Source organism: Blautia hansenii DSM 20583 (genome assembly GCF_002222595.2).
In the GTDB taxonomy this organism is placed as follows: Bacteria; Bacillota; Clostridia; order Lachnospirales; family Lachnospiraceae; genus Blautia; species Blautia hansenii.
Map to the genome: position 1 here is coordinate 3,014,709 of NZ_CP022413.2, position 24,703 is coordinate 3,039,411.

At 37.4% G+C, this 24,703-nt stretch carries 20 protein-coding genes; 3 read left to right on the forward strand and 17 right to left on the reverse strand.

All coding sequences use genetic code 11. From position 1 onward, the window contains the following. Window positions 1-10: 10 nt before the first annotated feature. From CGC63_RS15005 to CGC63_RS15035, 7 genes are read right to left on the reverse strand one after another with little or no spacing between them, the layout of a single operon-like run. Entirely contained in the window at window positions 11-970 is a 960-nt protein-coding gene (locus CGC63_RS15005) for a carbohydrate kinase family protein (protein WP_003021924.1), read from the reverse strand. 27 nt (window positions 971-997) lie between these two features. After that, window positions 998-2,311, reverse strand: coding sequence for a glycoside hydrolase family 32 protein (locus CGC63_RS15010; protein ID WP_003021921.1), 1,314 nt, complete (start codon window positions 2,309-2,311; stop codon window positions 998-1,000). A 12-nt stretch (window positions 2,312-2,323) separates the two neighbouring features. Further along, entirely contained in the window at window positions 2,324-2,563 is a 240-nt protein-coding gene (locus CGC63_RS15015; protein ID WP_003021918.1) for an HPr family phosphocarrier protein, read from the reverse strand. Between the two features lie 11 nt (window positions 2,564-2,574). Beyond that, the gene (locus CGC63_RS15020; RefSeq protein WP_003021916.1) at window positions 2,575-3,669 is read right to left on the reverse strand and encodes an ABC transporter ATP-binding protein; all 1,095 of its coding nucleotides are present in this window, start codon (window positions 3,667-3,669) and stop codon (window positions 2,575-2,577) included. 6 nt (window positions 3,670-3,675) lie between these two features. Further along, window positions 3,676-4,527, reverse strand: coding sequence for a carbohydrate ABC transporter permease (locus CGC63_RS15025; protein ID WP_003021914.1), 852 nt, complete (start codon window positions 4,525-4,527; stop codon window positions 3,676-3,678). Continuing rightward, window positions 4,499-5,395, reverse strand: a complete 897-nt coding sequence (locus CGC63_RS15030; protein WP_003021911.1) for a carbohydrate ABC transporter permease — start codon at window positions 5,393-5,395, stop codon at window positions 4,499-4,501. The genes CGC63_RS15025 and CGC63_RS15030 overlap by 29 nt, the downstream gene beginning before the upstream one ends. Next, on the reverse strand, window positions 5,395-6,717 hold the full coding sequence (locus tag CGC63_RS15035; protein ID WP_003021909.1) for an ABC transporter substrate-binding protein: 1,323 nt from the start codon (window positions 6,715-6,717) through the stop codon (window positions 5,395-5,397). Before CGC63_RS15035 ends, CGC63_RS15030 begins: the two co-directional genes overlap by 1 nt. Window positions 6,718-6,998: 281 nt before the next feature. On the opposite strand from CGC63_RS15035, the gene CGC63_RS15040 reads away from it, so the two are divergent. After that, window positions 6,999-8,024, forward strand: coding sequence for a LacI family DNA-binding transcriptional regulator (locus tag CGC63_RS15040; RefSeq protein WP_003021907.1), 1,026 nt, complete (start codon window positions 6,999-7,001; stop codon window positions 8,022-8,024). A gap of 90 nt (window positions 8,025-8,114) precedes the next feature. Here the strand turns inward: CGC63_RS15040 and CGC63_RS15045 are convergent, their stop codons facing one another. The 10 genes from CGC63_RS15045 to CGC63_RS15090 form a co-directional block, all read right to left on the reverse strand. Continuing rightward, a complete protein-coding gene (locus CGC63_RS15045) occupies window positions 8,115-8,777 on the reverse strand; it encodes a pilin N-terminal domain-containing protein (protein ID WP_003021905.1) in 663 nt (220 codons plus the stop codon). Further along, complete coding sequence (locus CGC63_RS15050) at window positions 8,767-9,609, reverse strand: class C sortase (RefSeq protein WP_003021903.1); 843 nt, start codon at window positions 9,607-9,609, stop codon at window positions 8,767-8,769. Before CGC63_RS15050 ends, CGC63_RS15045 begins: the two co-directional genes overlap by 11 nt. After that, window positions 9,609-11,054, reverse strand: a complete 1,446-nt coding sequence (locus tag CGC63_RS15055; RefSeq protein ID WP_003021901.1) for a SpaH/EbpB family LPXTG-anchored major pilin — start codon at window positions 11,052-11,054, stop codon at window positions 9,609-9,611. The genes CGC63_RS15050 and CGC63_RS15055 overlap by 1 nt, the downstream gene beginning before the upstream one ends. Window positions 11,055-11,083: 29 nt before the next feature. Next, entirely contained in the window at window positions 11,084-19,057 is a 7,974-nt protein-coding gene (locus CGC63_RS15060; RefSeq protein ID WP_154965478.1) for a Cna B-type domain-containing protein, read from the reverse strand. A gap of 19 nt (window positions 19,058-19,076) precedes the next feature. Next, window positions 19,077-20,543: an Rrf2 family transcriptional regulator gene (locus tag CGC63_RS15065; RefSeq protein WP_003021898.1), complete on the reverse strand. Its 1,467-nt coding sequence runs from the start codon at window positions 20,541-20,543 to the stop codon at window positions 19,077-19,079. A 286-nt stretch (window positions 20,544-20,829) separates the two neighbouring features. After that, window positions 20,830-21,126 carry a VOC family protein gene (locus CGC63_RS15070; RefSeq protein ID WP_003021896.1) on the reverse strand — a complete coding sequence of 99 codons (297 nt, stop codon included), beginning with the start codon at window positions 21,124-21,126 and terminating at the stop codon, window positions 20,830-20,832. Next, window positions 21,123-21,515, reverse strand: coding sequence for a hypothetical protein (locus tag CGC63_RS15075; protein ID WP_003021893.1), 393 nt, complete (start codon window positions 21,513-21,515; stop codon window positions 21,123-21,125). Before CGC63_RS15075 ends, CGC63_RS15070 begins: the two co-directional genes overlap by 4 nt. A 100-nt stretch (window positions 21,516-21,615) precedes the next feature. Beyond that, window positions 21,616-22,440: a transposase gene (locus CGC63_RS15080; RefSeq protein WP_207634956.1), complete on the reverse strand. Its 825-nt coding sequence runs from the start codon at window positions 22,438-22,440 to the stop codon at window positions 21,616-21,618. Beyond that, window positions 22,400-23,251, reverse strand: a complete 852-nt coding sequence (locus tag CGC63_RS15085) for an ISL3 family transposase (RefSeq protein WP_003021889.1) — start codon at window positions 23,249-23,251, stop codon at window positions 22,400-22,402. Before CGC63_RS15085 ends, CGC63_RS15080 begins: the two co-directional genes overlap by 41 nt. Window positions 23,252-23,297: 46 nt before the next feature. After that, complete coding sequence (locus CGC63_RS15090) at window positions 23,298-23,486, reverse strand: hypothetical protein (RefSeq protein ID WP_003021888.1); 189 nt, start codon at window positions 23,484-23,486, stop codon at window positions 23,298-23,300. Between the two features lie 409 nt (window positions 23,487-23,895). Here CGC63_RS15090 and CGC63_RS15095 point away from each other — a divergent pair, with 409 nt between their 5' ends. Then, window positions 23,896-24,165, forward strand: a complete 270-nt coding sequence (locus CGC63_RS15095) for a plasmid mobilization protein (protein WP_003021886.1) — start codon at window positions 23,896-23,898, stop codon at window positions 24,163-24,165. A gap of 7 nt (window positions 24,166-24,172) precedes the next feature. After that, window positions 24,173-24,682: a hypothetical protein gene (locus tag CGC63_RS15100; protein WP_009247009.1), complete on the forward strand. Its 510-nt coding sequence runs from the start codon at window positions 24,173-24,175 to the stop codon at window positions 24,680-24,682. Window positions 24,683-24,703 lie beyond the last annotated feature (21 nt).

A 24,703-nucleotide genomic window follows, 5' to 3' on the forward strand; every position in this document is an offset into this window, starting at 1 on the left:
CTTCTATTCCTTATCTGCTTTTTTCTTCTACAAATCTGCGGATTTCCTGTTCTTTTGGCATGGAGCGAATAGCTCCTTTCTTCAATGTAATCAAAGCCGCTCCTGCATTGGCAAATGTAAGCATCTCTTCCAGCTCTTTCTCGGATAGATGCTGAAGGTCATGCTCCAACAGGTATCCCAAAGAACAGCCGCAAAATGTATCTCCTGCTCCGGTTGTCTCAATTGCCTGCACGCAAAAACCTTTTTTCTCTACTCGCATTTCTTTATAATAGGCACAGCTTCCATCTTTCCCTTTTGTAAGAAGAATTAGTGGAATTTGATATTTTTCCTGAAGAATGGCAATTCCTTCATCATAATCCTCTTTTCCGGTTACAAATTGGATCTCATTATCCGAAATTTTCAAAATATCGCATTGCCGGAAACCATATTCCATCTGCTCTTTTGCAAGCTCCAAAGACTCCCACAGAGGCTCTCGCAAATTCGGATCAAAAGAAATGAGTGCACCTGCCTCTTTCGCAATGGAAACTGCTTTTTTTGTAGCATTTCTCGCACCTTCATGTGTCATGGACAACGTACCAAAATGAAATATTTTTGTATCTTTTATAACTTCCGGATTGATTTCCTCTTCACTAAGCATCATATCTGCGCCAGGATTTCGATAGAATGAAAACTCTCTATCTCCATCTGCCAATGTATGTACAAATGCAAGCGTTGTTCGTACCTCTTCATCCATAATCAGATTTTTTGAATCAATCCCCACTTCGTCTAATGTCTGTTTCAACAAGTTTCCAAACATATCCTGTCCAACTTTTCCAATAAATGCGGTCTTTTTTCCCATCTGTTTCAGCATAGCAAGCACATTGCATGGTGCTCCCCCTGGATTTACTTCCAAAAGCTGATTTCCCTGTTCACTTTTTCCGCTTTCTGTAAAATCAATCAAAAGCTCTCCAAGCGCTACTACATCATACATTTTCTTTCTCCTTGTGCAGTCATTTATCTATTCTAAAGTTTCTATTGCTACGGATACATTTCCCTGTACCTTAATTTCATTTCCAAGCTGATATACAGCATTTGATATTACTGCCTCTCCCTCATTTACAAACACTTCTATCAGATTTTGGTCCACATAAACTTCCAGATTAAATCCATCTGCTAATTCCGGTGTTGCAAACTCTGTACGAAACTGGGGAAATGCCGTATACAACGTACTTCTGTCTGTGCAGATTTTTTTACCCTGACGGAAGATACGATATCCTCCAACATTAACTTCCTCTCCGTCCTGCAGAGAAAATCGTAATCGATATCCTGCGTCTGAAGCTTCTTTTGGTGAATCAATCTTTTTTGTATATACATTTTGGATATTTGGATGCACACGGAAATAGATTTTTCCGTTCTTCACTTCTACTACACGTGGAATACTCATCATTCCCTGCCATTTTCCATCTACCGGCTGTGGCATACGAAGCCATGCCATCAAAATTCTTCTTCCCTGTGCATCTACTGTACTCTGCGGTGCATAGAGATCCAAGCCATAATCCAGAAATTGATAAGTATCCGGAAGTTCCATGCGGCAATTTTTTTTATCAAAAGACACCTGCATACAAATGGCTTGATTTTCATCTGCCTTGCCATCCTTCAAAATCCCCATCGGAGAAAAGATGATAATCTGTTTGCCATTTACTTCAAAGTAATCCGGACATTCCCACATCCAGCCAAATTCTTCTCCTTTAGAAACAGAGTTTACATAATCCCAATGTTCCTTGTCTGTACTTTTGAAAAACAGCAATCTTCCTTTTCTGTCTTCTATTGTACTTCCAAGCACCATATACCAGCCGTCCTCTTCTTTCCAGACTTTTGGATCTCTTGTGTGTCTTGCATCTCCGATTTGCGAATTTTGAATAACTGGAATTACTGTTTTCTTATCTTTTATGTTGTCAAACTGCATTCCATCCTCTGAAGTAATCATCATTTGTGCAGATACAAACTGTTCATCTAAACAAAGATTAATATCCTCGGGATTTTCCACCGTATAATTCACACCGGTATAATACAGATACAATTTTCCATCTTCTTCCACTGCACTTCCTGAAAAACATCCGCTTCTGTCATCAGTTTTACTTGGAAACAGCGCAATTCCGAGATTTTCCCAATGTACTAAATCCTTACTGATTACGTGGTTCCAATGCATTCTTCCCCATCTGGCATTATATGGGAAGCACTGATAAAATAAATGGTATGCACCTTGATAATAAATAAAACCATTCGGGTCATTCATCCAATTGTTATTCGGTTTTACGTGTATTTTCTGCATAGAATTCCTCCATTACTCTTCTACTGCAAACGGTTGTAAAAGAGCTGCCGCTTTTTCTGCATCTTCTCCGTCTGCATGAATTCGAACCATAACAGGTTCTGATAAATTGATACTAAAAATCCCCATAATCGACTTTGCATCAATCACATAACGTCCTGATGCAATGTCCACATCACAATCCAGCTTACAAACTGTATTCACAAAATTTTTTACGCCTTCTATTGTCCCTAAAAAGATATTCATTGTCTTCATATTTGTACCCCCTACATATAATTCATTTCTGTATCCTTATCAAAGAAATGCATCTTCGATGGTACAAATACAAACTCAATTTCATCACCCACCTGGCTGATTTCATATTTGGATACTCTTGCTACTGCCTGGCATCCTCCAAACTGGAAATACAGATTGTTTTCATTTCCCATAACTTCTGTATCTGTAATAATTGCCTTCTGACGACTTTCTTTATAAAGCTCCAGATTTGCCGCATCCATCTTCAAATCTTCACCACGAATTCCAAGAATCATATCTCCTTCTTTTCCGGCAAGTTTCTTCACAACACTTTCTGATAGTGCAAATGTACTGCCGTCTGCGAATGTAATATTGTTTCCTGTAACTGTCACATCAAAAAAGTTCATCTGTGGAGAACCAATAAATCCTGCTACAAACTTATTTACCGGATGATCATAAAGCTCCATTGGCTTTCCTACTTGCTGAATCACACCATCCTTCATAATAACAATGCGGTCTGCCATGGTCATCGCTTCCACCTGGTCATGTGTTACATAAATTGTTGTTGCACCAAGCTCTCGATGAAGCTTACTAATCTCCGTTCTCATGCTGACACGAAGCTTTGCATCCAAGTTAGATAATGGTTCATCCATAAGAAATACTTTCTGGTTTTTTACGATTGCTCTTCCTAACGCTACCCTCTGGCGCTGTCCACCGGACAAATTTTTCGGTTTACGATTTCGATATTCCTGTAATCCTAAAATATCAATTGCCCAATCTACCTTTTTCTTAATCTGGTCTGCCGGCATTTTCATGTTCTTCAGACCATAACCGATATTTTTCTCTACGGTCATGTGAGGATATAAAGCATAGTTCTGAAATACCATTGCAATTCCTCTATCTCTCGGAGCTACTTCATTTACTTTTTTCCCGTCAATATAAAGCTCTCCTTCTGTAATCTCCTCAAAACCTGCAATCATACGAAGCGTTGTAGATTTACCACAACCTGATGGTCCTACGAATGCAATAAATTCTTTCTCATTAATCTCTAAGTTAAAATCATCTACTGATTTTTTCTCTGCACCTGCATATTTTTTTCCAATATTCTTAAATTCAATAAAAGCCATAATATATTAACCCTCCTTAGAACCTGTTGAAGTTACACCTTCTACAATCTGTTTTGAGAACAGAGCGTAAATGATCATAACCGGAATCGTAATCAAAGTGATGACAGCAAGCACCTGTCCCATGGTTGTATTATCATTGGATGTGATGGAGTTCAAACCAATCTGTGCCGTCAGAAGATCACTGGATGTAAATACAAGTGAAGGCCAGAGATAATCGTTCCATACACCTAAAAATGTAAACACGCTGACTGTTGCAACCACAGTCTTAGACATCGGTAACACCATAGTAAAAAAGTATTTAACCGGTCCACAAAAATCAAGCTGAGCTGCTTCATATACATCATCCGGCAGGCTTACAAACACCTGTCTGAATAAGAAAATATTAAACGGATTTACAATCATCGGTAAAATATAACCAATTACGGTATTTAAAAGCCCTGCCTTGGCAATAATCAGGAAATGAATGGTGATAACCGTTTCTGTCGGTACAATCAGCAACATCATAATAACCAAAAGCCATTGTTCTCTAAATGGAAAATTCACCTTTGCAAGTGCATATCCTGCCAAACCATTCACAATAATTCCAAGTACAATGAGAACTGCCGCATATAGCAGAGTGTTCAGCATATATCTTAAAAAATTCGTATCCGTAAGAATTGTAATATAGTTTTCAAAATAATTTCCGTTTAATGCCGGCGGAATAAAAGCCGCCAGTGAATTCATATCTGCTGTAATTGCTGCATCCGGTTTAAAGGAATTTGCAATCATCCAAATAACCGGAAATAAGAAAAACACAGATAACACCAAAAGAAATATAATCAAAATCCAATTAACTGTTTTTTGCTTTCTTGTCAACATGTTTTTTCTCCTTTCCTTTTGTCAGCACATTCTGGATAATGGTTAAAATAACCACAAATACCGTAAATACAATTGCCATTGTAGACGCAAGTCCCATCTCCCAGTTCATGGTACCTGTCTCATAAATATCATAAACAAGGGTATATGTGGAATGATCCGGTCCACCGCCTGTCATAACCATTGGCTGTACAAGCATACGGAATGCTCCGATTGTTACCGTGATGAATACGAATACACAAAGTGGTTTCAATTCCGGAAGTGTAATATCTTTGAATTTCTGCCATGCGCTTGCATGATCCAACTCCGCTGCTTCGTAAAGTGCCGGATTGATATTTTGAAGTCCTCCAAGGAAAATAATCATCTGATATCCTACACCCTGCCATACACTCATTACTGCAATAGACGGAAGTGCCTGTTTTGCACTATATATAAACGGTTGTGCCTGAATTCCGATTTGTGACAGCATCGTATTTAAAATTCCCTCCGGACTATAAATGTCCATCCATAATGTTGATACAACTGCCAGTGACATAACAACAGGTATAAAAAATGCTACTTTAAAATATTTTTTACAATGGGTCACCTTATTAATTCCAAGTGCAAGAAGCAGAGCACCAATACACTGGAATGGAACAATAATCAGTACAAATTTTACCGTGTTGAAGAATGCTTTCAAAAAGAGTTCATCTTTGAATATATTTGCATAGTTCTTCAACCCAACAAAGCTTGTCATATCTGGATTCAAAGCAAAATAATCAGTAAAACTAAAAATAAATGTCAGCGCCATTGGTAAAAAAAGGAATAAAGTAAGTAATATCAGCGCTGGTCCAAAAAACGCCATTCCTAAAATTGATTCTTTTTTCTTCATTATTTTTTCTTATAACGTTCCAGTTTCGCGTTAATCCTTTCTACAGATTTATCCATTTGTGTCTGGGTATCTTTTCCTCCCAAAGCAACACTTTCGAGAAGTTGTTGGAAAGAAGTACTTACCTGCGGATAAACAGGTGTCTTCGGTCTCGGGTGTCCATATTTACTCAATTGCTCATAAAGTGCATTATAGTTTTCATCCTCCTGGAAAATCGCAATCTGCTCAAATGCTTCATAAGTTGAAGGAAGTGACTTTGCAGTTTCCCACATATTCACACCGCTTTCTACACCGCTCATCCATTTTACAAGCTCAGTAGCTCCCTCAATTTTTTCTGTTGTAGCGGATGCTGCAAATGCCCAGGAACCTGTCGGTGTATATCGTTCTCCGTTCCACTCATCTCCTACAACATAAGGAGCAACTCCTAAATTCAAATCCGGATAACTTTCATACACAGTATTTACTTCCCATGCACCATCAAATTTAAAAGCTGCTCTTCCACTTTCAAATAAGAATTCAATTGGTGCTTCTGACATATACTCTTTTTCCACAATCTGTCGGAAATAATTCATCGTCTCTGCATTTTCTTCTGAATTAAAATATCCTTCTACTGTAAGCCCATCTTCGCTGACAAGATTTCCACCATTTGCCCAAATAAACGGTGCATAATAGTAAATACTTGTCTCCCCTACAGGAAACGTCATATCAAGTGGGTATCCTTTTTTCTCTTTCATAATTGGTTTTAATTTTTCCAAAATATCCATAAATTCCGTTGTCGTCCACGGATGATCTGCATCCGGAACCTCAATTCCAGCCTCTTTCAAAATATCTTTATTATAATAAAGACCTACGCTGGATTCCATCACTCCCAAAGCATAGAGTTTCTCATCATAAGTTCCTTGATCAATGATAGATTCCAAATATTTCCCACGTTCCTCTTCTGTCAACGGCGCCAATGGCTGAATGATATTATTCTTTGCATAAGCTGCTACATTAGGCCCATCCAGCGTCAGCACATCTGGTAAATCTCCGGAAAGCACGGAAGAATTAATCTTATCTGAATAACCTCCTCCACTGTCATTTCTTGGGATAAATTCAATATCTGCAAAATACTTTCCATTGTATTTCTCATTAAAGCTTTCTACAGACTCTCTGTATACCTTCCCCTCCGGTGTGTCCTCAATACTATGTACCCAGATTGACAGATACTCTTCTCCTTCTTCATATCCTTTCACATCTCCTGGATGAACTTCTTTTTTCTGACATCCTGTCAGACCTCCGACTGCAAGCAGTCCAGCCAGAAGCAGATACTTTATTCGCCTCATAGTCTCCTCCTTTTCGCTTCTGTTACCTTCTATATTCCACTTTTATAACCGGTAAAGTAACCGGTTACTTTATAGTTTCATACTAGCAAACTTCCATACATTCGTCAAGAAATATTCTCTTTCTTATTTCATTTTCAGAATAATTCACAATTCTACTCTTTCATTTTTATTACATTATTACAAAACCGGTTACTTAACCGTTTCTTTTACCGGTTATCCTTGTTTCAATTTTTCTTTTTTGCTATACTATTTATAAGATTCTCAAAGGAGGGAATTTTTAAATGAATAAAAAAAATATAACTTTTAGCGATATTGCCGAATACACACATTTTTCAAAAACCACAATATCCCGCTATTTTAACAATCCTGATTCTTTGACATTAGAAAATCAACAGATTATTGCAGATGCTTTGGAAGCTCTTGACTATAAAGAAAATAAAGTGGCACGCATTCTCGCCAACGGAAAAACAGAATTTATAGGCATCATTATACCTAACTTATATATGCATTATTATTCTGCCATTCTTGATCAAATCCTTTCCACTTATGAAAAATATGGCTACAAATTTCTTGTATTTACCGTAAAAGATAATGAAGAAACAGAAAGAAAATACATTCAAGAACTGCTTGCCTATAAAATTGAAGGCATGATTATCCTAAGTCACAATCTTACCTCAAAAGAACTGGCTTCCTACAACATTCCAATCGTAGCGATTGAGCGTGAAGACAAACATATTTGCAGTGTGAACACAGACAACTATATGGGAGGCGTGCAAGCAACAAGCCTTCTGGCAAAATCCGGCGCAGAGATACTAATCCATATTAATGCCGATCTTTCTCCTGAAGTTCCTTCTTATGAACGAATTCATGGATTTTTAAACACTTGTGCAGAACAAAATCTTCCCTATGAATTAATTCTTACTGATACCGGTCATAGCTATGAAGAAAGTATCGATGTTTTTTATCGTCTTCTGGACGAAATTGATCAGAAATATAAAGACAAAGTTAAAGGACTTTTCCTTCCAAATGATACCTTTGCCAATATTATTCTAAATCGTCTCTTCCAGCGATACGGAAAATTGCCAGATGATTATAAAATCGTAGGATTTGATGATTCTCCGATTTCCAGAGAGTCTGTCATTCCTACAAGTACTGTCGGTCAACAGATTGATAAAATCGCAGATACTGCTCTACAAATTTTATCAGAACGAATTAAAGAAAATCATAAACGTAAGCCACGTACATTTCTCGAACCTGTACATAAAGTTATCACACCAATTCTTTTAAAACGGGAAACAACAAAATAACTTCTTATTTTTATTTTTTATGCTTTTTCATATAATACAAAAAGAGCTTATTCAAGATGTGTATTTTTTCACATCTGAATAAGCTTTTTTTTATTTATGTTCGGAAAAATTTTTATACCTAAAACAAGATACTGAAATAACGAAAATACACACCAGTATTATCAGAATATACTTTTCCATCTGTAATTCATCACTCGTTTGAACCTTCCCCGGTGGTTTTTCATTAATAATCGGCAACTTTTCATTCTCAAATTTAGGGTTAATCAACACATGCAGATTTTTTTCGTTTCCGTCATAGGATGGAATATGCACAAGCATCGGACTGCTCCGATAGACATTCCGATCCACAACAGCGTCCTTTGACTGCCATATTACATATAGCCCCTCTTCCAAATCTTCAAATGTTGCTATCCCTTTTGGACTTGTTACAATTTTTGTTCCTTCAATATTTTTTCTTTTTATAAATGTCTGATATGAACGAGCCAAAGTCTGAAGCTCCTGTGCATCGTTCCAGTTCGGCATAACCTGATATTCAGAATACGCTTCAAGGAAGGTTTCCACTCCTTCTGTAATCTTCGTAAGCTGATAAAGCTCAAAGGATACATCCTTAAGAAGATATTTCTCTGAATTTCCCTTCTCAATATATGCATTGAGTTGAATGCTTCCTTTCAAATTGTCAGCAGCCATTACCGGATGAATACTTAATATAATCAGCAGGAAGCTCATACATAAAATCCATATTTTATTTTTCATGCTTTCTCATCAACCTCCTAATGATTATTTTTAAAATCCATATAAAAAACAATACAAAAATTCCAACAATTACTGCTTTTGTATAAGTAGATAACACTACTTTATCTTGAACTCTTTCTTCCAGCTCAACTGCTTCTGAATAAGGTATTCGCTTACCTCTCACCAGCAAACGATGGGTATTCACTGCGTAGGGAGTACAGGTTACTAATGTAACATAATCCATTCCCTCTACAATTTTTAAATCTTCTGTCTGGTGTGGTTCTACCGTCAGAATTTGGTCTACCTGATAAGCCATAACCTCATTGACGACTTTTATATAGAAAATATTTCCAACAACCAACTTGTCCAATTCTGTAAATAATTTTGCCGATGGCAGACCACGATGTCCTGTAATAACAGCATGCGTATCAGATCCCCCTACGGGGAAGGACGTATTCGCTACATGTCCCGCCCCAACCTGAAGGACCGCTTCAGAAACACCGTGATACACCGGCATATGAACTCCTAATTTAGGGATTTCCAAATATGCCATCATTCCATTGCCATCAAGGTTTAGGATTCGTTCATACTCTTTATTTTTCTCTTGATCCGCTTCCGAAAAAGGATCAAACACTTCTGCCGCCCCGGACATTCTTGCATTATAAGCATTTGCTTCTGCAATCAGTCGTTGTTCTTCCTCTTCTGTAATTCCCTGTACAGTCTTATCATAATTTGTAATTGCAATAGTGCTATTTCTTTGATTGACCATATCGCTGACAGCAGGATATAAAATAATCCCAAAACCAATCAAGTATCCAATAAATCGTATGGCTTTCCTGAAAATTTCTTTCATTATTTTGTTCTTTTAGTTTTTCTAGATGTAAGGATTAAAAATCCTACAACACATACACCGGCAGCTACGAAAATAATTGTACCCATACCACCTGTTGATGGAAGCTGAATACCGGAGTTGTTTTCAACTGTTACCTCATTACCTTTCACAGTAATAGTTTCGCCTTCGTTATTACTCTCTGCTTTGATTGTAATTGTAGTATCTCCCCCTTTATTGTAACCGTCTGGGGCTTTTGTCTCTTTTAATGTATACTTGCCGTCTTTTAAACCTTTGATAACAATTTTACCATTTTCAGGTGATACTACTTTTGTTATTGTATTCTGATCAGTTGTATCTGCAACGCGATATACATTATTTCCATCAACAGCATTTTCTTGCACTAATTTAATTGCACTTCCCTGAGCAGGTGAGCCTTCATAAAGTTCAAATTCTGCACCGGCAAGAGAAGTCTGATTATCTTTTCCATCAACCTTTGTGATTGTTAATGTATGAGTGTATACTTTTACTTTATCTGGTTGTGATGAACCCATTTGATTAGGATCATTACCATATTCTACATGAGCTTCATTTGTTGCATTTTTCACTGTCACAGCATCTTTATTTACTTCTGCCTGATATTCAAATACAATATTGGAACCAGCTTGTCCATTATATTTCTCGAAACCATTAATTTCAACTACTAAATCAGTTGTTTCTGCTTTAGTACCTGGTTCGACTTTAACTGTATAGTCGCTATCTTTCGTTAAAGCTGCCTCACCAATTTTCACACTTTTAAAGTCATTGACATTCATTGTCAATCCTTTAGATAATGTATCCTTTAATCTAAATACGTAGTTTTTCTTACCTGTCATATCGGGAACCTGTGAAGTAACCTTAAATGTTACTTTCGTTCCAACCTGAGCAGATGCCCAATCCTTATCTTCTACTTTTTTCTCTGTAGTCGGGTCTTTTCCTTTTAAATTAACCGTTTTTTCTTCTCCTCCGCTTACAGTTACAAGGTTTGGAGAAAAAGCAGTTCCACTTGGAACAATGATATAATATCCATCTTCTAAGTTAGAAAATGTAGCCTTTCCGGATGTTATTGCAGCGGTATAATCTTCCGGTGTACTATTAGTAGCTATGTAATTTTTTAATTCCTCTGTAATTGTTGCCTGACTAGCCTTTACATACTCATATGCAGCATCATCAGTTGTATAACCTTTGCCATTAAAGAATTCTTTAAAGTTAGTCGTCATTGTATAACCATATTTTTCTCCACTTTTTGTTACATCAAATACTCTATATGCCTCGAATGTAACGCCGCTCACATCATAAGCACCTGTGTTTACATGAACGGTATTGGTTCCCTGCGCTGCAAATGCTACGGTATTCAACCCTAAAATCATAGCGAACATCATAAACATTGCAATCATTTTCTTCATTTTGTTTTTCATTTTGTTCTTCATTTTTTCTCTCTCCTTTGTTTATTTTGTGATTACTGACTTTTTACTTTCCCATTTTTCCGTTTTGTCAAGTACAAGAATAAGAAAAGAAGACATCCGCATGCCAGAAAAATGCCTACTCCCATTCCTCCCGTATCCGGCAAAATTGAAAAATGTGAATTTGTAATAGTAAATGTATAATTATCGCCTGAAGCAGTAATCTTTGTAGTGTATTCTGGAATTTCCGTTTCTGTCACATAATATGTATAATAACAGATTGTACCCTTGTCATTCATTTTATACGCAGGCAGATTTGGTATCTTTTTCTGCCAGGTATCATCTGTAAGTGAACCTGTAATAGGAAAACTAGCATACCCAGGTACTATTTCACTGTACTCTTGTCCATTCTCCATCCACTTTCTATGTAATGTTACCGTAATTTGCTCTGGTCGAAGCTTATCCTGATCATTTGAATCTGCCCATACCTTATTAATAACAATCTGTACCATTTCGTTACAAGGATCTTGTGTATCCGAAGGTTCCGGTGTCATAGACGAGCCTGTATTTTCCGTTGTGTCTACATCTTCCATAAGAACAGCTTTGGCAGGTGAGATATATGCATTCAACTCAACTTGTTGTGTACCACCAGTCATATCTGCATCTTGTAATGTTCCTAATTTTTCCACTGTCATAATATGTTCCATGGTATATGTGTTCCATAGATTATCACTTGTAAACCCAATATTCAATTTTTTATTTCCAGATGTAATTTCTGTTAATGATATATTTGGGTCACGATAAATTCGGAATAAATTCTTATTTCCTTCTACACTTTGTATTGTATTAAAGTCATATTGAGAATCTAACTTGCTCTCTCCGGTAAACGGACCAACTTTTCCTCCAGTTCCTCGAACAACGTCACAATAATAGGTATTATTGTCTAATAAAAGCCCTTCTATATTACGGCCGATAAAGCCTCCGCTGTATCCATCTTCACTTGTTCCGTCTGTGTCATTTCCAGCATGACCACCATAAACATCATACCCCTGTTCCACACCGGAAACAGAACTGTCTTGGATTTTCGTACGGTTTGCTTTAATTAAGGTAAGTCGAATATTCTGTTCATTCTTTTCGCCCTTTATAATTCCCTCTTCATTACAAGGTAATTTCACAGTAGAGTCCCCAATGGTTATAATGGCAACATCTGTTTCTTGCTGATTTTCTGATGACTTTTTAGAAAGCTCTACGGAAATTTTAAGTCCTAACAAGTTTACGTGTGCCACTTTTCCATCACATAACGCTTGCACTTTTATAATACCAAGATTGATATTCAATAAACCAGAAGATGGTAAGTTCTCCGGTGCTAAGTACAATGCTTTTACCAGTGGATTAAGTACAAGTGTTAAAATTTCATTTAAAAGTGTAGACTCCAGTTGAATATCTCCTAAGTACGCAAAGTTTGTTTTTCCTGCAAAACCTCCGGCAATTCCATTGCTTTTTACCAACTTCAGTCTTTTATACTGTTCTTGTGCATTTCCTGCATGACAATCTACAATCCTTGCAAGGTCGCCATATCCTACAAAGCCTCCGGCAATTTCATCTTTTCCGCCACTTGTAGCAACTGTAAATCCCTGATTAAATCCATTTACGCTGCATCGGTGAATATTCGAACCAAACACATTTAGTACTCCAAGAGAACCTCCCAGCAGCTGGGAGAAGGCATTTCCTAACGCATCTACTTTTTCAATAGAGAGCACGCCACTCTTTCCCGAATACCCGATAAAACCTCCGGCATGGTTAATTGCATTTACATTGGAAAGGTTTGTAACATGACTATCTTTTACAGAGCCATCTAGCAATGCTCCGCCAAAGCCTCCAGCATTACCACTATACGTTAAGGTAACACCTTGTCCTGTTTCCACTTCTGTATGTGCGGCAACACTTAACCCTGCATCTGTACTCCCCTCTACTTTACTATCATAAACATAAGTACGGAAGGAGTCCAAAACATCGATTTTTCCTAAATTAATCAGGTTTAAAATGGTGTTTGTCGGTCCGTTTCCAGATACTTCTGCAACTGCCGCTACATCAGCAAGACCAAAGAATCCACCGGCATATTCTCCTCCGATTACAGAGCGAATTCCATTTGCTTTTGCACCTGCTGAGGACACATCTTTTTTACCGATTACAGCTCCCGATAAGCTTCCGGCAAATCCTCCTACTGCTTTTGCATAGGACGTATTTACAGCTTTTTGTGAATTCTGATGTGCGCCATTTACAATAACTCCCCATGGATCCCATGCTGTTACCTCTGCACATTGAATTGTCGATACCGTTGCATTCAAAATCTTTGCAAGGTCGGCTGGCGCTTCTAACAACTTTCCTAAAATTTGATTTAGAAGCCCTTGATTTGTAGCGGTATCAATGGTTGTAAGACTTCCCGGGTCTACCTTTCCGGCATATCCTCCGACATAAGATGTTCCATCTACCCGTCGGAGTTTTGTAATGCTACATTTTTCAGTATCACTTCCCCAAATCTGTCCTCCGACCATTTTTCCCACATATCCTCCGGCAATACCCACCGGATTTTTTTCATCTACGCCATCTGCTTTAATTCTGGCTCCGGATTGATATCCCTCTGTATGTGAATTTTTAATCACAGGAACAAATGTCTGCAATATCGGAATGCTTCCGGCTACATCAAATTTTCCTAGTGTAATATTTCCTGTACTTGCCACAGTTCCTGTAAGCATTTCTCCTACAAAGCCACCTGCACTGCGAAAGGCATCTGCTTCTTTTAAATCCATGGCAAAGGCATCGGTAATTGTACCGCCTTCCATTCTGCCCACATATCCTCCGGCAGAACTTCCTTGGATCATTTTTTCTGCGATTGTGTTTCTACCTGCACACACATCATATCCATAGGCATATTGTTGAATATACTGATCTAAGGTCACTTGATCGGTAACAGGTCCCAAACTTTGAAGCTTATCTCCGTAAGCTCCATATTTACCTACAAATTCAACCCACTTATTCCATGTATCTGTATCCAGATTACGCAATGGACCATATACGGCTGTTTTTTCTTCCGTTGGATAAACAGCCTGTACTGCTGCAAGTGGATTGTCCAGTTTTATAATCCCCATTAATAAGTGTAAACTTCCTGTATCTGCAACATTTGCACATTGCATCAGACCTGTATAACCACCGGCATACTCTACGCCATACACAGAACGTAATCGGTGGACTGCACATCGTCTTGTCTCTCCGGTATAATCTTTCCCTTTCCACTTATCAGTATTTTCTCCCCAGATTTGTCCGCCATAATTATGACCAATGTAACCACCGGCTAATCCTCTGATAATACCATCCTTACTCTTTGAATCTGCTCGAACAGCTCCGCCACAAGGCACACAGGTTGTTTCACTGTTTTTAATGGATGGTACAAAGGTACGCAGCGCTCCCAATAAATTCTCTACACGAATTAAACCATTGAGAATTTCTGCCTTATCCAGAACATTTGCCACACTTCCTGGCTGAATTGTTCCGGCATATCCACCGGCGCTTTCTCTTCCAACTACATAAGCGAATAAATTGGCATTGCTTTCCTGTATATGCCCGCCGGATATTTCACCGGCAAAGCCTCCGGCTTTGCCCACAAGCCTTGTATCATCTGTGGCTAATACACTAAATCCTCCGGGACTGCCATTTACATCTGAATGTTCAATAGTAGATACAACAACAGATAGCACATCTAAAACGTTTGCAAGGGAGATTTGACTGCCAAGGATTTTCAATCCGCTTCCTACAGAAGCAGCGTTTCCAATATCCATTTTCCCAATATATCCACCTGCATATCTTGGAGCTGTTACAGCATAAGTACTTTTTTTCTCATCCCAATACGTTGGTGCATTCTCTGCTTCAAGATTTTCCGGTGCTTCTACTTGAGTATATTTCAAATAAGAAACATCGCTTGTACTAATCTGTGCTCCACTTCCATATCCGATAAAGCCACCGGCACTACCGGAATTCATATCAACATCTTTTATTTTTGTAGCTTCCACTACAAATCCTTCTTCTGATTTTACACCTGCATAGGAGACATAAGGTACATACCCTTGTACTAAATCAAGAAGATCCTTCACACTGATACTTACACTTGTCAACCCTCCGAGAATGGATAGACCTCCTTCTGAACCAGCTAGCGCGCCTGAAGTGACAATACCTCCGAAACCCCCGGCATAGCGCCCTCCCTTTACATAGTCCAGATTATAAACTGCATAATAGTTTCCTTCTCCCCGCTCTTGATTATCCACTGTACCGCTTTGCATATCAGCTACAAAACCACCAGCCACATCTGCTTCAACACCTGACAGATCTGCTCCGCCCATATATTGAACAGTACAATTTTTATAAGATGGAATTAAATATCCCACCGCAGTAAGAAGTTGTCCTGCCTCTATAAGTTCTAATACATTTGTGTCATCTGATACCTCTGCAAGACCTCCTGTACGAGATGTACCGATAAATCCTCCGGCATAGCCATCCTCTGCATTTGCTTTCACCAGTTTTAAATTTATTGTATGACTATTCTTAATTTTCGTACTATTACTTTTCCCAATAAATCCACCGGCAATAAATTCTTTCACTTGACCCGGGGCATTCTTACCTGTTGCTTCTACTATAAGACCGGTTTGTGTTCCATTCACATTTACATTTACATCGTTAATTTGTACTTCCACACCCTGTCCTAAAGAAAGAAGACCTTTAAGTTCTAACACTTTTATACCCAGCAGCTTCAATTCTAAGCCGCCTGTTCCTGCCAAATCTCCGGGACCTGCACAGCCCACAAAACCGCCCGCACGATTTTCTGCTGTTACAGATGCCACGTTGTTTATTCTACTGTTTTGAACAAGTCCTCCTACCGCTTCTCCAATACCGCCACCGGCATAGTTTCCACCTGCTGAAACGGTAAATCCTGATGCTATACCTGTCACATCTATTCCATCTATCGTAAATCCCAGATAACCTCCAAGTCCAACCGCCGCATTTAAAAGACCACCTACACTGGCAGTTCCTAAAAATCCAGCCATTCCACCTGAAAAATTCTTACCTGCCGAAACACTTTTAAGTCCTGTGATAACTCCCCTCTGCTCTGTTGGATATTGAGGATTCTCACTATGCTTCCAAAAAGCAAGCTTATTTAGATATTCCGGACTTGATTTTCCAAGATAAACACCATCTCCATTTCCAATCATTCCTCCGGCATAGTTTTCACCTGCTGAAACAGCTAATTCCGTCGCTTGAATTTGACATCCAAGTATGGCAGATGGATGAATACCAACAAGAGATAATAACATACTGGCTTTTTCAGGATCACTAGATAACAAGCCTACCAAAAGCTTATTCACAACTTCCAGCAAACCATTAGCTTTATCTCCTGTTCCCAGTTCCGATGTCCAGCCTACCGTTGCTCTTCCGGTAAATCCACCGGCATTACTCTTTGTTGCAGTAACTGTAATTGGATTATTTGAAGCAATGGTGTCATTAATTGCATAGCTATTTGCCTGTGCTCCTATAAATCCACCGACATAATCCTCTCCATTAACATCGTAATCACAATTTTTAATATGAGAGTTAATAATAAGCGATTGTGGCTGTAATACTCGGATTAATTCTATACCAATGGTAGACAATGTTCCTTTGATTTCTGCATCTCTGGAAAGTCCTGCAAATCCACCCCCATAGCTTTTTGCTAAAATCTGATAGCTGCTATCCTCTACATCGGAGTCCAGAATTCTGGTACCTACCTGACTTCCAATAAATCCTCCATGGAAATCCGTTGTTCCGCTTCCAACATTCCCTGTCAAGCCATGAACTGTACAGGAAGAGATAACAGGATTATAATATCCGGTAGGAATTAAACTTCCCACAGCTAATCCATTTTCTAAGAGGATTGTAATCAAATCTCCTGCGCCAAGACCTGGAATAACATTTAATAAGGATGCTAAAAGCTTCTCAATTTCCCCTAAAAGCTTTGATAGTCCGTCATATTCTGTAACACCTTCTGCATAACCAACAAATCCCCCACTATAATTGGTAATAGAATTCACACTTACCGTTCCTGTCACTTCACAATTGGAAACTTCTACATCCCCAACAATTCTGCCTGCAAATGCACCTGTGGCAAATGTAGTCGGATCTGTGGAGCGTGCATCTAATAGTCCGGTCAACGCATCTTGTAAACTGATTTTTACTGTTCCAAAGGTTAAGAGTCCCAACACGCCTTCTACTAAACCCTCAAGTAATCCTCCAACAACCCAGCCTAAGCTCTCTACTAATGCACTGACAATTGTCTCATTATCCGTTGTTTTATTCGCTTGATTGTCTACGGTAACATTTTCCAAGGTAATATCAGAAACTTTTACTGTTCCAGAACTCACACCTAAATTCTCAGCATTTACTTCATTTGTAATCGTTCCAAAAAATCCGATTCCTGTATACTTATTGGTTTCTATAGGAGTCTTCTGTTCAATGTTAATATTGGATATTTTTGCCTTGGCATAAGTAGAATTGCCTTTATGCCCTTCAAGGTTAAGATCTCCCACAATAGAACCTGCCATCATAAGCGGTGTCCAGTTATCATCCATGTCATTGGAATAAGTTCCGGTTTTTGATAAATCAATATTACGGAAAATAATATAATCCGCATCATCTGAATACTTGTACTGATTATATTTCTTACTGATTGTATCCAAATCTACAAATTCGCCTTTATTCACTCCGATAGACGGTGTGGTAGTATCTTCATTTAGAAGCCCGACAATTTCCTTCTCTCCTCCGAAAAGTGCATCTGCCAAACCTCCTAATAAGTCACCTACTATATCTAATACCCCGTCTAAAAGCCCCTTTGGATTTTCTAAGTCTGCATCCATCAATGTTCTATCTATTGCTTCTTTTTTATTCATCTTGGTAATATATTGAAAATCTGTTTTCTCAAAATCACTCTTCGTATAGGGTATGCCCGCCTCATAAAAATTATTAAGATTGAAATCTGCATCGCCCGGATAATATGGAATGATTTTAGTATCTCCTAAAGGAATTCCTATTACCCTTTTCGGCTCCGCTTTTAAAAACAGCATCGGTGTTACTTGTTTATTGGAGCCAATGGCTCTTAATTGTAATTCATTTCCAATCAAGATATAAGTCTTCTGTGTTGATGGATCCGTATAAAGTACTTGTCCGATATGATTACGTCCAGCAAGTTGTTCATCTGATGTATTTTCTGTTTTTTCTACAAGTGTCGAAGCTAAAAGTTCCGGTGTATCTGTTGTAAAACTGGAAGCAATCACATAGTTATGGTTATCTCCATAGGTAAGTTTGCTTCCGTCTTTTGCAAATACAACCTTTCCCATTCCCACTCTCTCAGCCGTAGCGTCATCAGTCATCACAACTTCATCTGCCGAAGTTTCCGAATTTTTTAATTCCAGCTGATAACGATTATACAAATAAATCGTATCGGAATCTTGGTCGTATACCGTTGTATCTGTTCTTGCAGTCTCAGAAACAATCGTTCCGGTAAATGCAGAAGGAAAAATCCATGGTTTTGTCTGATCAACCGGAATATCATTCATAAGACAATAATGTTGATTTAGTCCATAAGTAATCTCTTGCCCATCTACTGTTACGATTTCTCCTGTTCCCAAATTTCCATCTTTATCTCCGGTATATACCTTTTCCTGTGTTCCAATCTTTAACAACTGCTCATAATTGTAGATACAGACCTTTCCATCTTTATAGAAAGGCATCATATCTTGGAGATTTTCGGGCATCGCCGAGTCTTTCGTTTCTTCAATCGTTTCCTCTGTAATTGATGTTTTTTCTGATACTACAGAATTCGGTTTCTCTGATATCTCTCCTTTGTTTGCATAAACTCCAACCGATTGTACAGGTAATTGAAATATCATACATATACATAAAATACCTGCAATTAATCTACGCAAATTCCGTTTCTCTTTCTTTTTCATTTTCCTCATCCGTTCTCATTTAATCTACTTCATCCGGTTCCCAATCGGACTGCATAGCAGCCGCTAAAAAACTATGTAACAATGTTTCTGAAAAACTCCCGCATTTACCGGATAAAATCATTTGAATTGCTTTTTCCTTTCCAGTACTAACATGCATATTTTTGCTATTTATCAATTCCTCATATACATCTACAAGTCCCACAACCTGTGCACATAGCGGTATTTCTTCACCTTTCAGTCCGTAGGGATAACCTGAACCATCATATCTCTCATGATGATATAAGCAAATATCGCGACTATATTGCTGAATGTGTTCTAATTTTTTATCTTTTGGAAAACGAGCAACAATCTCTGCACCTAATTCCGGATGTGTTTTTAGCAACTTTTCTTCTTCCGCTGTTAATTCATCCAATCTTAAAAACATTTCCTTAGGAAGACGAATTTTTCCAACATTGTGTATAGGTGCTAAATGAGCTACATTTTTTATCTCCACTTCTGTAATTTCAAGCTCTGGATATAATTCTGCCAATTTTTGGTAAATTTTTTCTGTATAATGAATGGTCTCCAAACGACTGTTGCTATATTCCAAATTGCGCTCATTTAAAATTCTGCTGAGTAATTCAATAGCAAACCAATAATTCTCTTCAATACTTTTTGATTTACTTTCCAGTTCCTCTTCAACAGAAGACATGTGCCGTGCTGCTAAGATAGAATTCTGCAATACAAAGATTGCTACATTATCATCAATATTAAAATATTGATGAAGTTCCATCCAGACATAATCCTTTTCCGTATCTCTTACTCTCTGACGAAATCTTGTTTGCTTTTCCCAATATCCATTGATTAAATCTTCCTCAATCCGTCCAATATCTGTCAGTTCTGTAATTCTCTCTTTATCATCTTCTTGCACATACTCTTCAATATACTTCTTTATGAATTCTCTAAAATCTCCTTCTTTTGGAATATAATCTCGAACAAATGCATCATAAGCATAAACACGCTTATATTTTCCTGTTTCTGCGTCAATTTCTAAAGTAACATAAGTATTCCCAAAAGGATGTTTTGCAGCCTTACCAATCAATTCCGCAATAGTAACTTCTTCTAGTTTTCTCTCCAAATCCATCTGAAATTGTTCAAAAACCGCCCGCACCTTGCAAGTTTCTCTATTGTGACAATAATTAGGAACACAACATTCTCCTTCCTGTTTTTCTTCTAGACACTTGTTAATTTTCATTGTAGATTCCATAGTGTCAAGAATATCCCACAAAGTAATCGTTTCCGGTTTCTTCAAAAGGAAATATCCACCTTGTACACCTTCCACAGATCCAACTATATTTGCAATTTTTAGTTTTTTTATAATTTTAGGTATATAATTATTTGGAATATTTGCCGAAGTTGCGATTGTCGCAGTCGAACATGGTTCTTCTTTATATGCCAAAAAACACACTAAGCGTATAGAATAATCAGTCGTACTTGTTAATTGCATTATTTAATCTTTTCCCTTTCTTATTAACTATGACTTTAAAGGTTATATTTATGTTTAAAAAAATAATTTCTAACTGATACCATCATACCCCCCCGAATATTTTTGTCAATAGTATTTCCTATTTTCCCTCATATTTTATGCTGATTTTGACCATTCCAAAACTTGTACTTCGATGGTTATATTTCTTTTTCTATCATTTGTAAGAAACCTAAATCAAAAAAGAAGCTGCATTTTATGACTACAAAATCATAAAACACAACCTCTTTTAATATAAATATATTTTCTACTATACCTCTGCTTTTCTCTTTGGCAATAAGCGATTATCCTCAGCCAATCTCAAAAATGGTGCGTATGCAACTTCCCATGGATATCCATCCGGATCAAGAAAATATCCTGAATATCCGTCCATTCCTCCCCAGTCTTTCCACTGCGGTTTCTGCCATACAGTACCACCAGCCTCTTCTGCCATGGCAAATAATTCGTTTACTTCTTCTTCTGTCGCACCATTAATTGCCAGTGTAAATCCACAATAAATCGGGCAGTCAATTCCACACTCTCTTAAATACTGTACACAATCCTTCAATGTTGGATATTTTTCATATTGTCAATTCTCTGAAATATTTCATTTAGTTGCGAATTTTGAAGGTTTTCGGTGCAAAACGGAAAACCAGAATACTCGCTACAATACCATATAGAACAAAGAACACCATCGTCAGGATACCAAAAATCAGAATCGGCATACGTTGCTGTCATTACGATACGATAAGTCCCGCTTTTTATCTCTGTTCCGGCATTATATGGTTGAAGCAGATAATAAATAGTCAGATAATGCACCGAAAAGAACATACTCATACAAAGTATGGATACAATTAATATCACATAATTAACCGGATGATTAGTTCCTCCGCTTGTATAAAGTGTCAGCGCCAGACCGCTGCCAATAACAACAGCCGGAACCGCATTTATTTTCATGATTTCCCTCAGCCGGATCTGAAACAATTTCAACACAAAATGTGGCTGCTTAAAGAAAGAATATGTGAGCAGACTGTGGGTTCATCCGCAATTATCCGTATCATTCAACCTTGACATACATTAGTTTTGCTGCTAAAAGTGCTTTGCTACATCTCCCATACATAGTACGTTTTACCATTTTCAATTTACTATTTGTTCCCTCAACAAAACCATTTGAAAGTTCACTGGCAACAGAATTTTCCACAGCTTCTATATCCTTTTCTAATCCATTTGCAAACCGGAATATCTCTTTTAAATCAGAGTTTTTGTACCGTTCGATAAACAAATACAATAGAGGCATACTTTTCTTTTCGTATATTTCACGGAATTCTCGAACACAATGCATCAACTCTCTGAGTTTGGGATATTTCTGTAAAATATATGCCTTATGGTTTTCGCTAAGTTCCACCCCCATCCAAAGATAACGGAATATGCTGTTTCGTGAAAGGTGGTCATATTTTTGTAATGCCTTTTTGTTTTGGATTGCTTCAGGTGAAGAACTTTTATAAATTGCAACATCAATTTGGAATCGTTCTATGATTTTATTCATATAGTCATATGCTGCAGATTGACCGCCTTTATATCCTTTTTCAATAACATTGCGATATACATCTTTTCGACTGATGCCAGAAGTTAAAGCTTTGACAATATAATCATAAAACTGATCCATTCTGCTACGAAAATCTTTTTTACAAAGTGCTTCATATTCTCCATTGAGATATTTTGTTACGGTATTTCTGCTGCAATGTAATACTTTAGAAATTTGGCGTTTACTGTATCCAGCAGAATTATATTCCTTTATCGCAGTGTACAGTTGTACCCTTTTTTGATTATATTCGTTAAGGTTATCCACATTGTATGGCATTTTTTTTACTATCGTTTTCAACTGATGGTTCTGCAATACTGTTAGAATCCGATGGAATTCTGATATCAACGGGCAATACAGAACTTATAGTATTTCTTATGGCCTCTAATAAATTTTGATGAAGATGAAATCTGTCAGCAATCTGCATAGCATCGGGCAATATTTCCTTTATGGCTGTTGAATAAGCACTTGCCCGGTCTCGTGTCACCGCTTTTACATGTTTATTGTTACTTAACCATTCTTTTAGTGTTTTACCATCACGTCCATCTAAAATTGCCACTGGTTTATGTGTTGCCTCATCTACAATAATTGTCCCATAAGTATGCCGTTTCTTAAATGCAAAATCATCCACTCCAATAATGCTTCCACATGGAACTTCCGGTTGTGCTACATATCGTTTCGTTAACAATCGGATAATGCTGTCACCACTGGTTTTCAGATTCATAGAACGGCAGATACGGGCACTACCTTCACAGCTTGTTTCCAATGCCAAAGTACATATAAAATCTTCACAACGCTCTGTCATACGGCTGTAATAATTCAAAAAACCATCTACATTCTCAACAAAGGTTGTAACATCACAGGAAGAATTGTCGCACTGATACTCGTAAGCATTTACGATTAAATACGTGGTTCTACCTAAGATCGGAAGATCTTGAAGTTTTCTTTTATAAGTACCATGTTTATGTTCTGAAGCCACTCCACACTTGGGACATGTACAATTTTTTGATTGCACAGAAACATGGATATAAATTTCTTTTTCGTTTTGAGTTACTTCTGTGATGCCTATTTCTTCCGGGTAAAATTTTTGTAATTCAAGAGTATCTTTCATCTGTTTCAATTCCTTCCATAAGGACAAAATTCCTAAGACAATTTTATCATTTTAGCACTTTTGTTTCAATTCCATTTACGGATAATTGCGGAAGAACCCTGAATTTCTGGAAAGCATGCACTATTGCATTGGAATACTCACGAGGCTCAGGGTACTCTGGATTATTGACAAGAAATCTTTCAATTGCACGAATAACATCTTCTCTGGTAATAACAACCCAATTAAATTTTGCCAAAACAATCCCTCCTCACCTTATTATTGAATACGTAATCACTCCATTCAATTATACCAAGGAATTCATTTTTCTTCCACTTCTTAGTTTTTCGATTTCTATGTTCCTATATTGTATAAGGATTTCTCTCTTTCCGTATATATAAGGGGATATTATTTCTAAAGCAAGATACGCCTATGGATTCCCAAAACTCCATTTCATGGATTTTAGATCATCCTTTTCGGCATACTTGATAGGGATTCCGTTCCCCATACCCTCGGAAAATCATCAGTCTTGCAATAATACTTGCATCTAGATGATCGGCAACTGAGGTTGCAGCACTTTTGCTCTGCCGGATACATCCGCAAAATACAAAGTGACGAAAATCTTTATTTCTTTTTTTACCCACCCCAAAGAAGGAGAATAAATTTATATGGCAAGACCCAAAAAGGAAGAGAAATTAAAACATAAAAACTACATAACATTAAAGCTTACGGATATTGAGTTGGCATGTTTAGAACAATCAGCCGAAGCCTTAAACATATCAAGAGTAGAATATCTTCGAAATCTTATTTTGGAAAAGCCAATGATTTACAAATATGAAGTTGTTGCGGATAATGAACAGCTTAAGAAATTGAAGGGCAACAGCAAAAAAGTGCTGTTGCCGAGAATCATTATATCATATATAATAAAAAAGAGGTGATACATAAATGAAAAAAATAATACCTAAAAATACAATAAATTACACAAATATAACACCTGATAAATTATCTTCACGAACAATGACAGTTCAAGAGAATGCTATTATTTCTAGTTTTATAAAAAAGTACAACAGACACAATAAAAAAGGTATTCTCATAACAACCTGTATGGGGTTATCTTTTGCCTTTCTTTGCATATATAATGGCATTTTTGATTTTACCGCATTCGCTGGTTGTTCTATATGTTTTATAATTGCCTTTTCGATTAGCAGAAAACTACTCCCATCTACTAAATCCTGCAGGTACATTCAAATTGGTCAATTACATGGTGTGTGGTCCTTAAGAAACAATAGTTCTCGTAATAAACTTTATTACTTTGATGTAGTTTTTCCAGACTCACTAACACGTATAAAAAATGTAAATTGCACACAGACAGAATATTCCAATGCAAAAGAAAACGATTATATATTAACCTTTTCTTTTGATGGTCGAACATCATATGGTTGCTTGTTAAGATAAAAAGGATGTTCCTTTTATGTT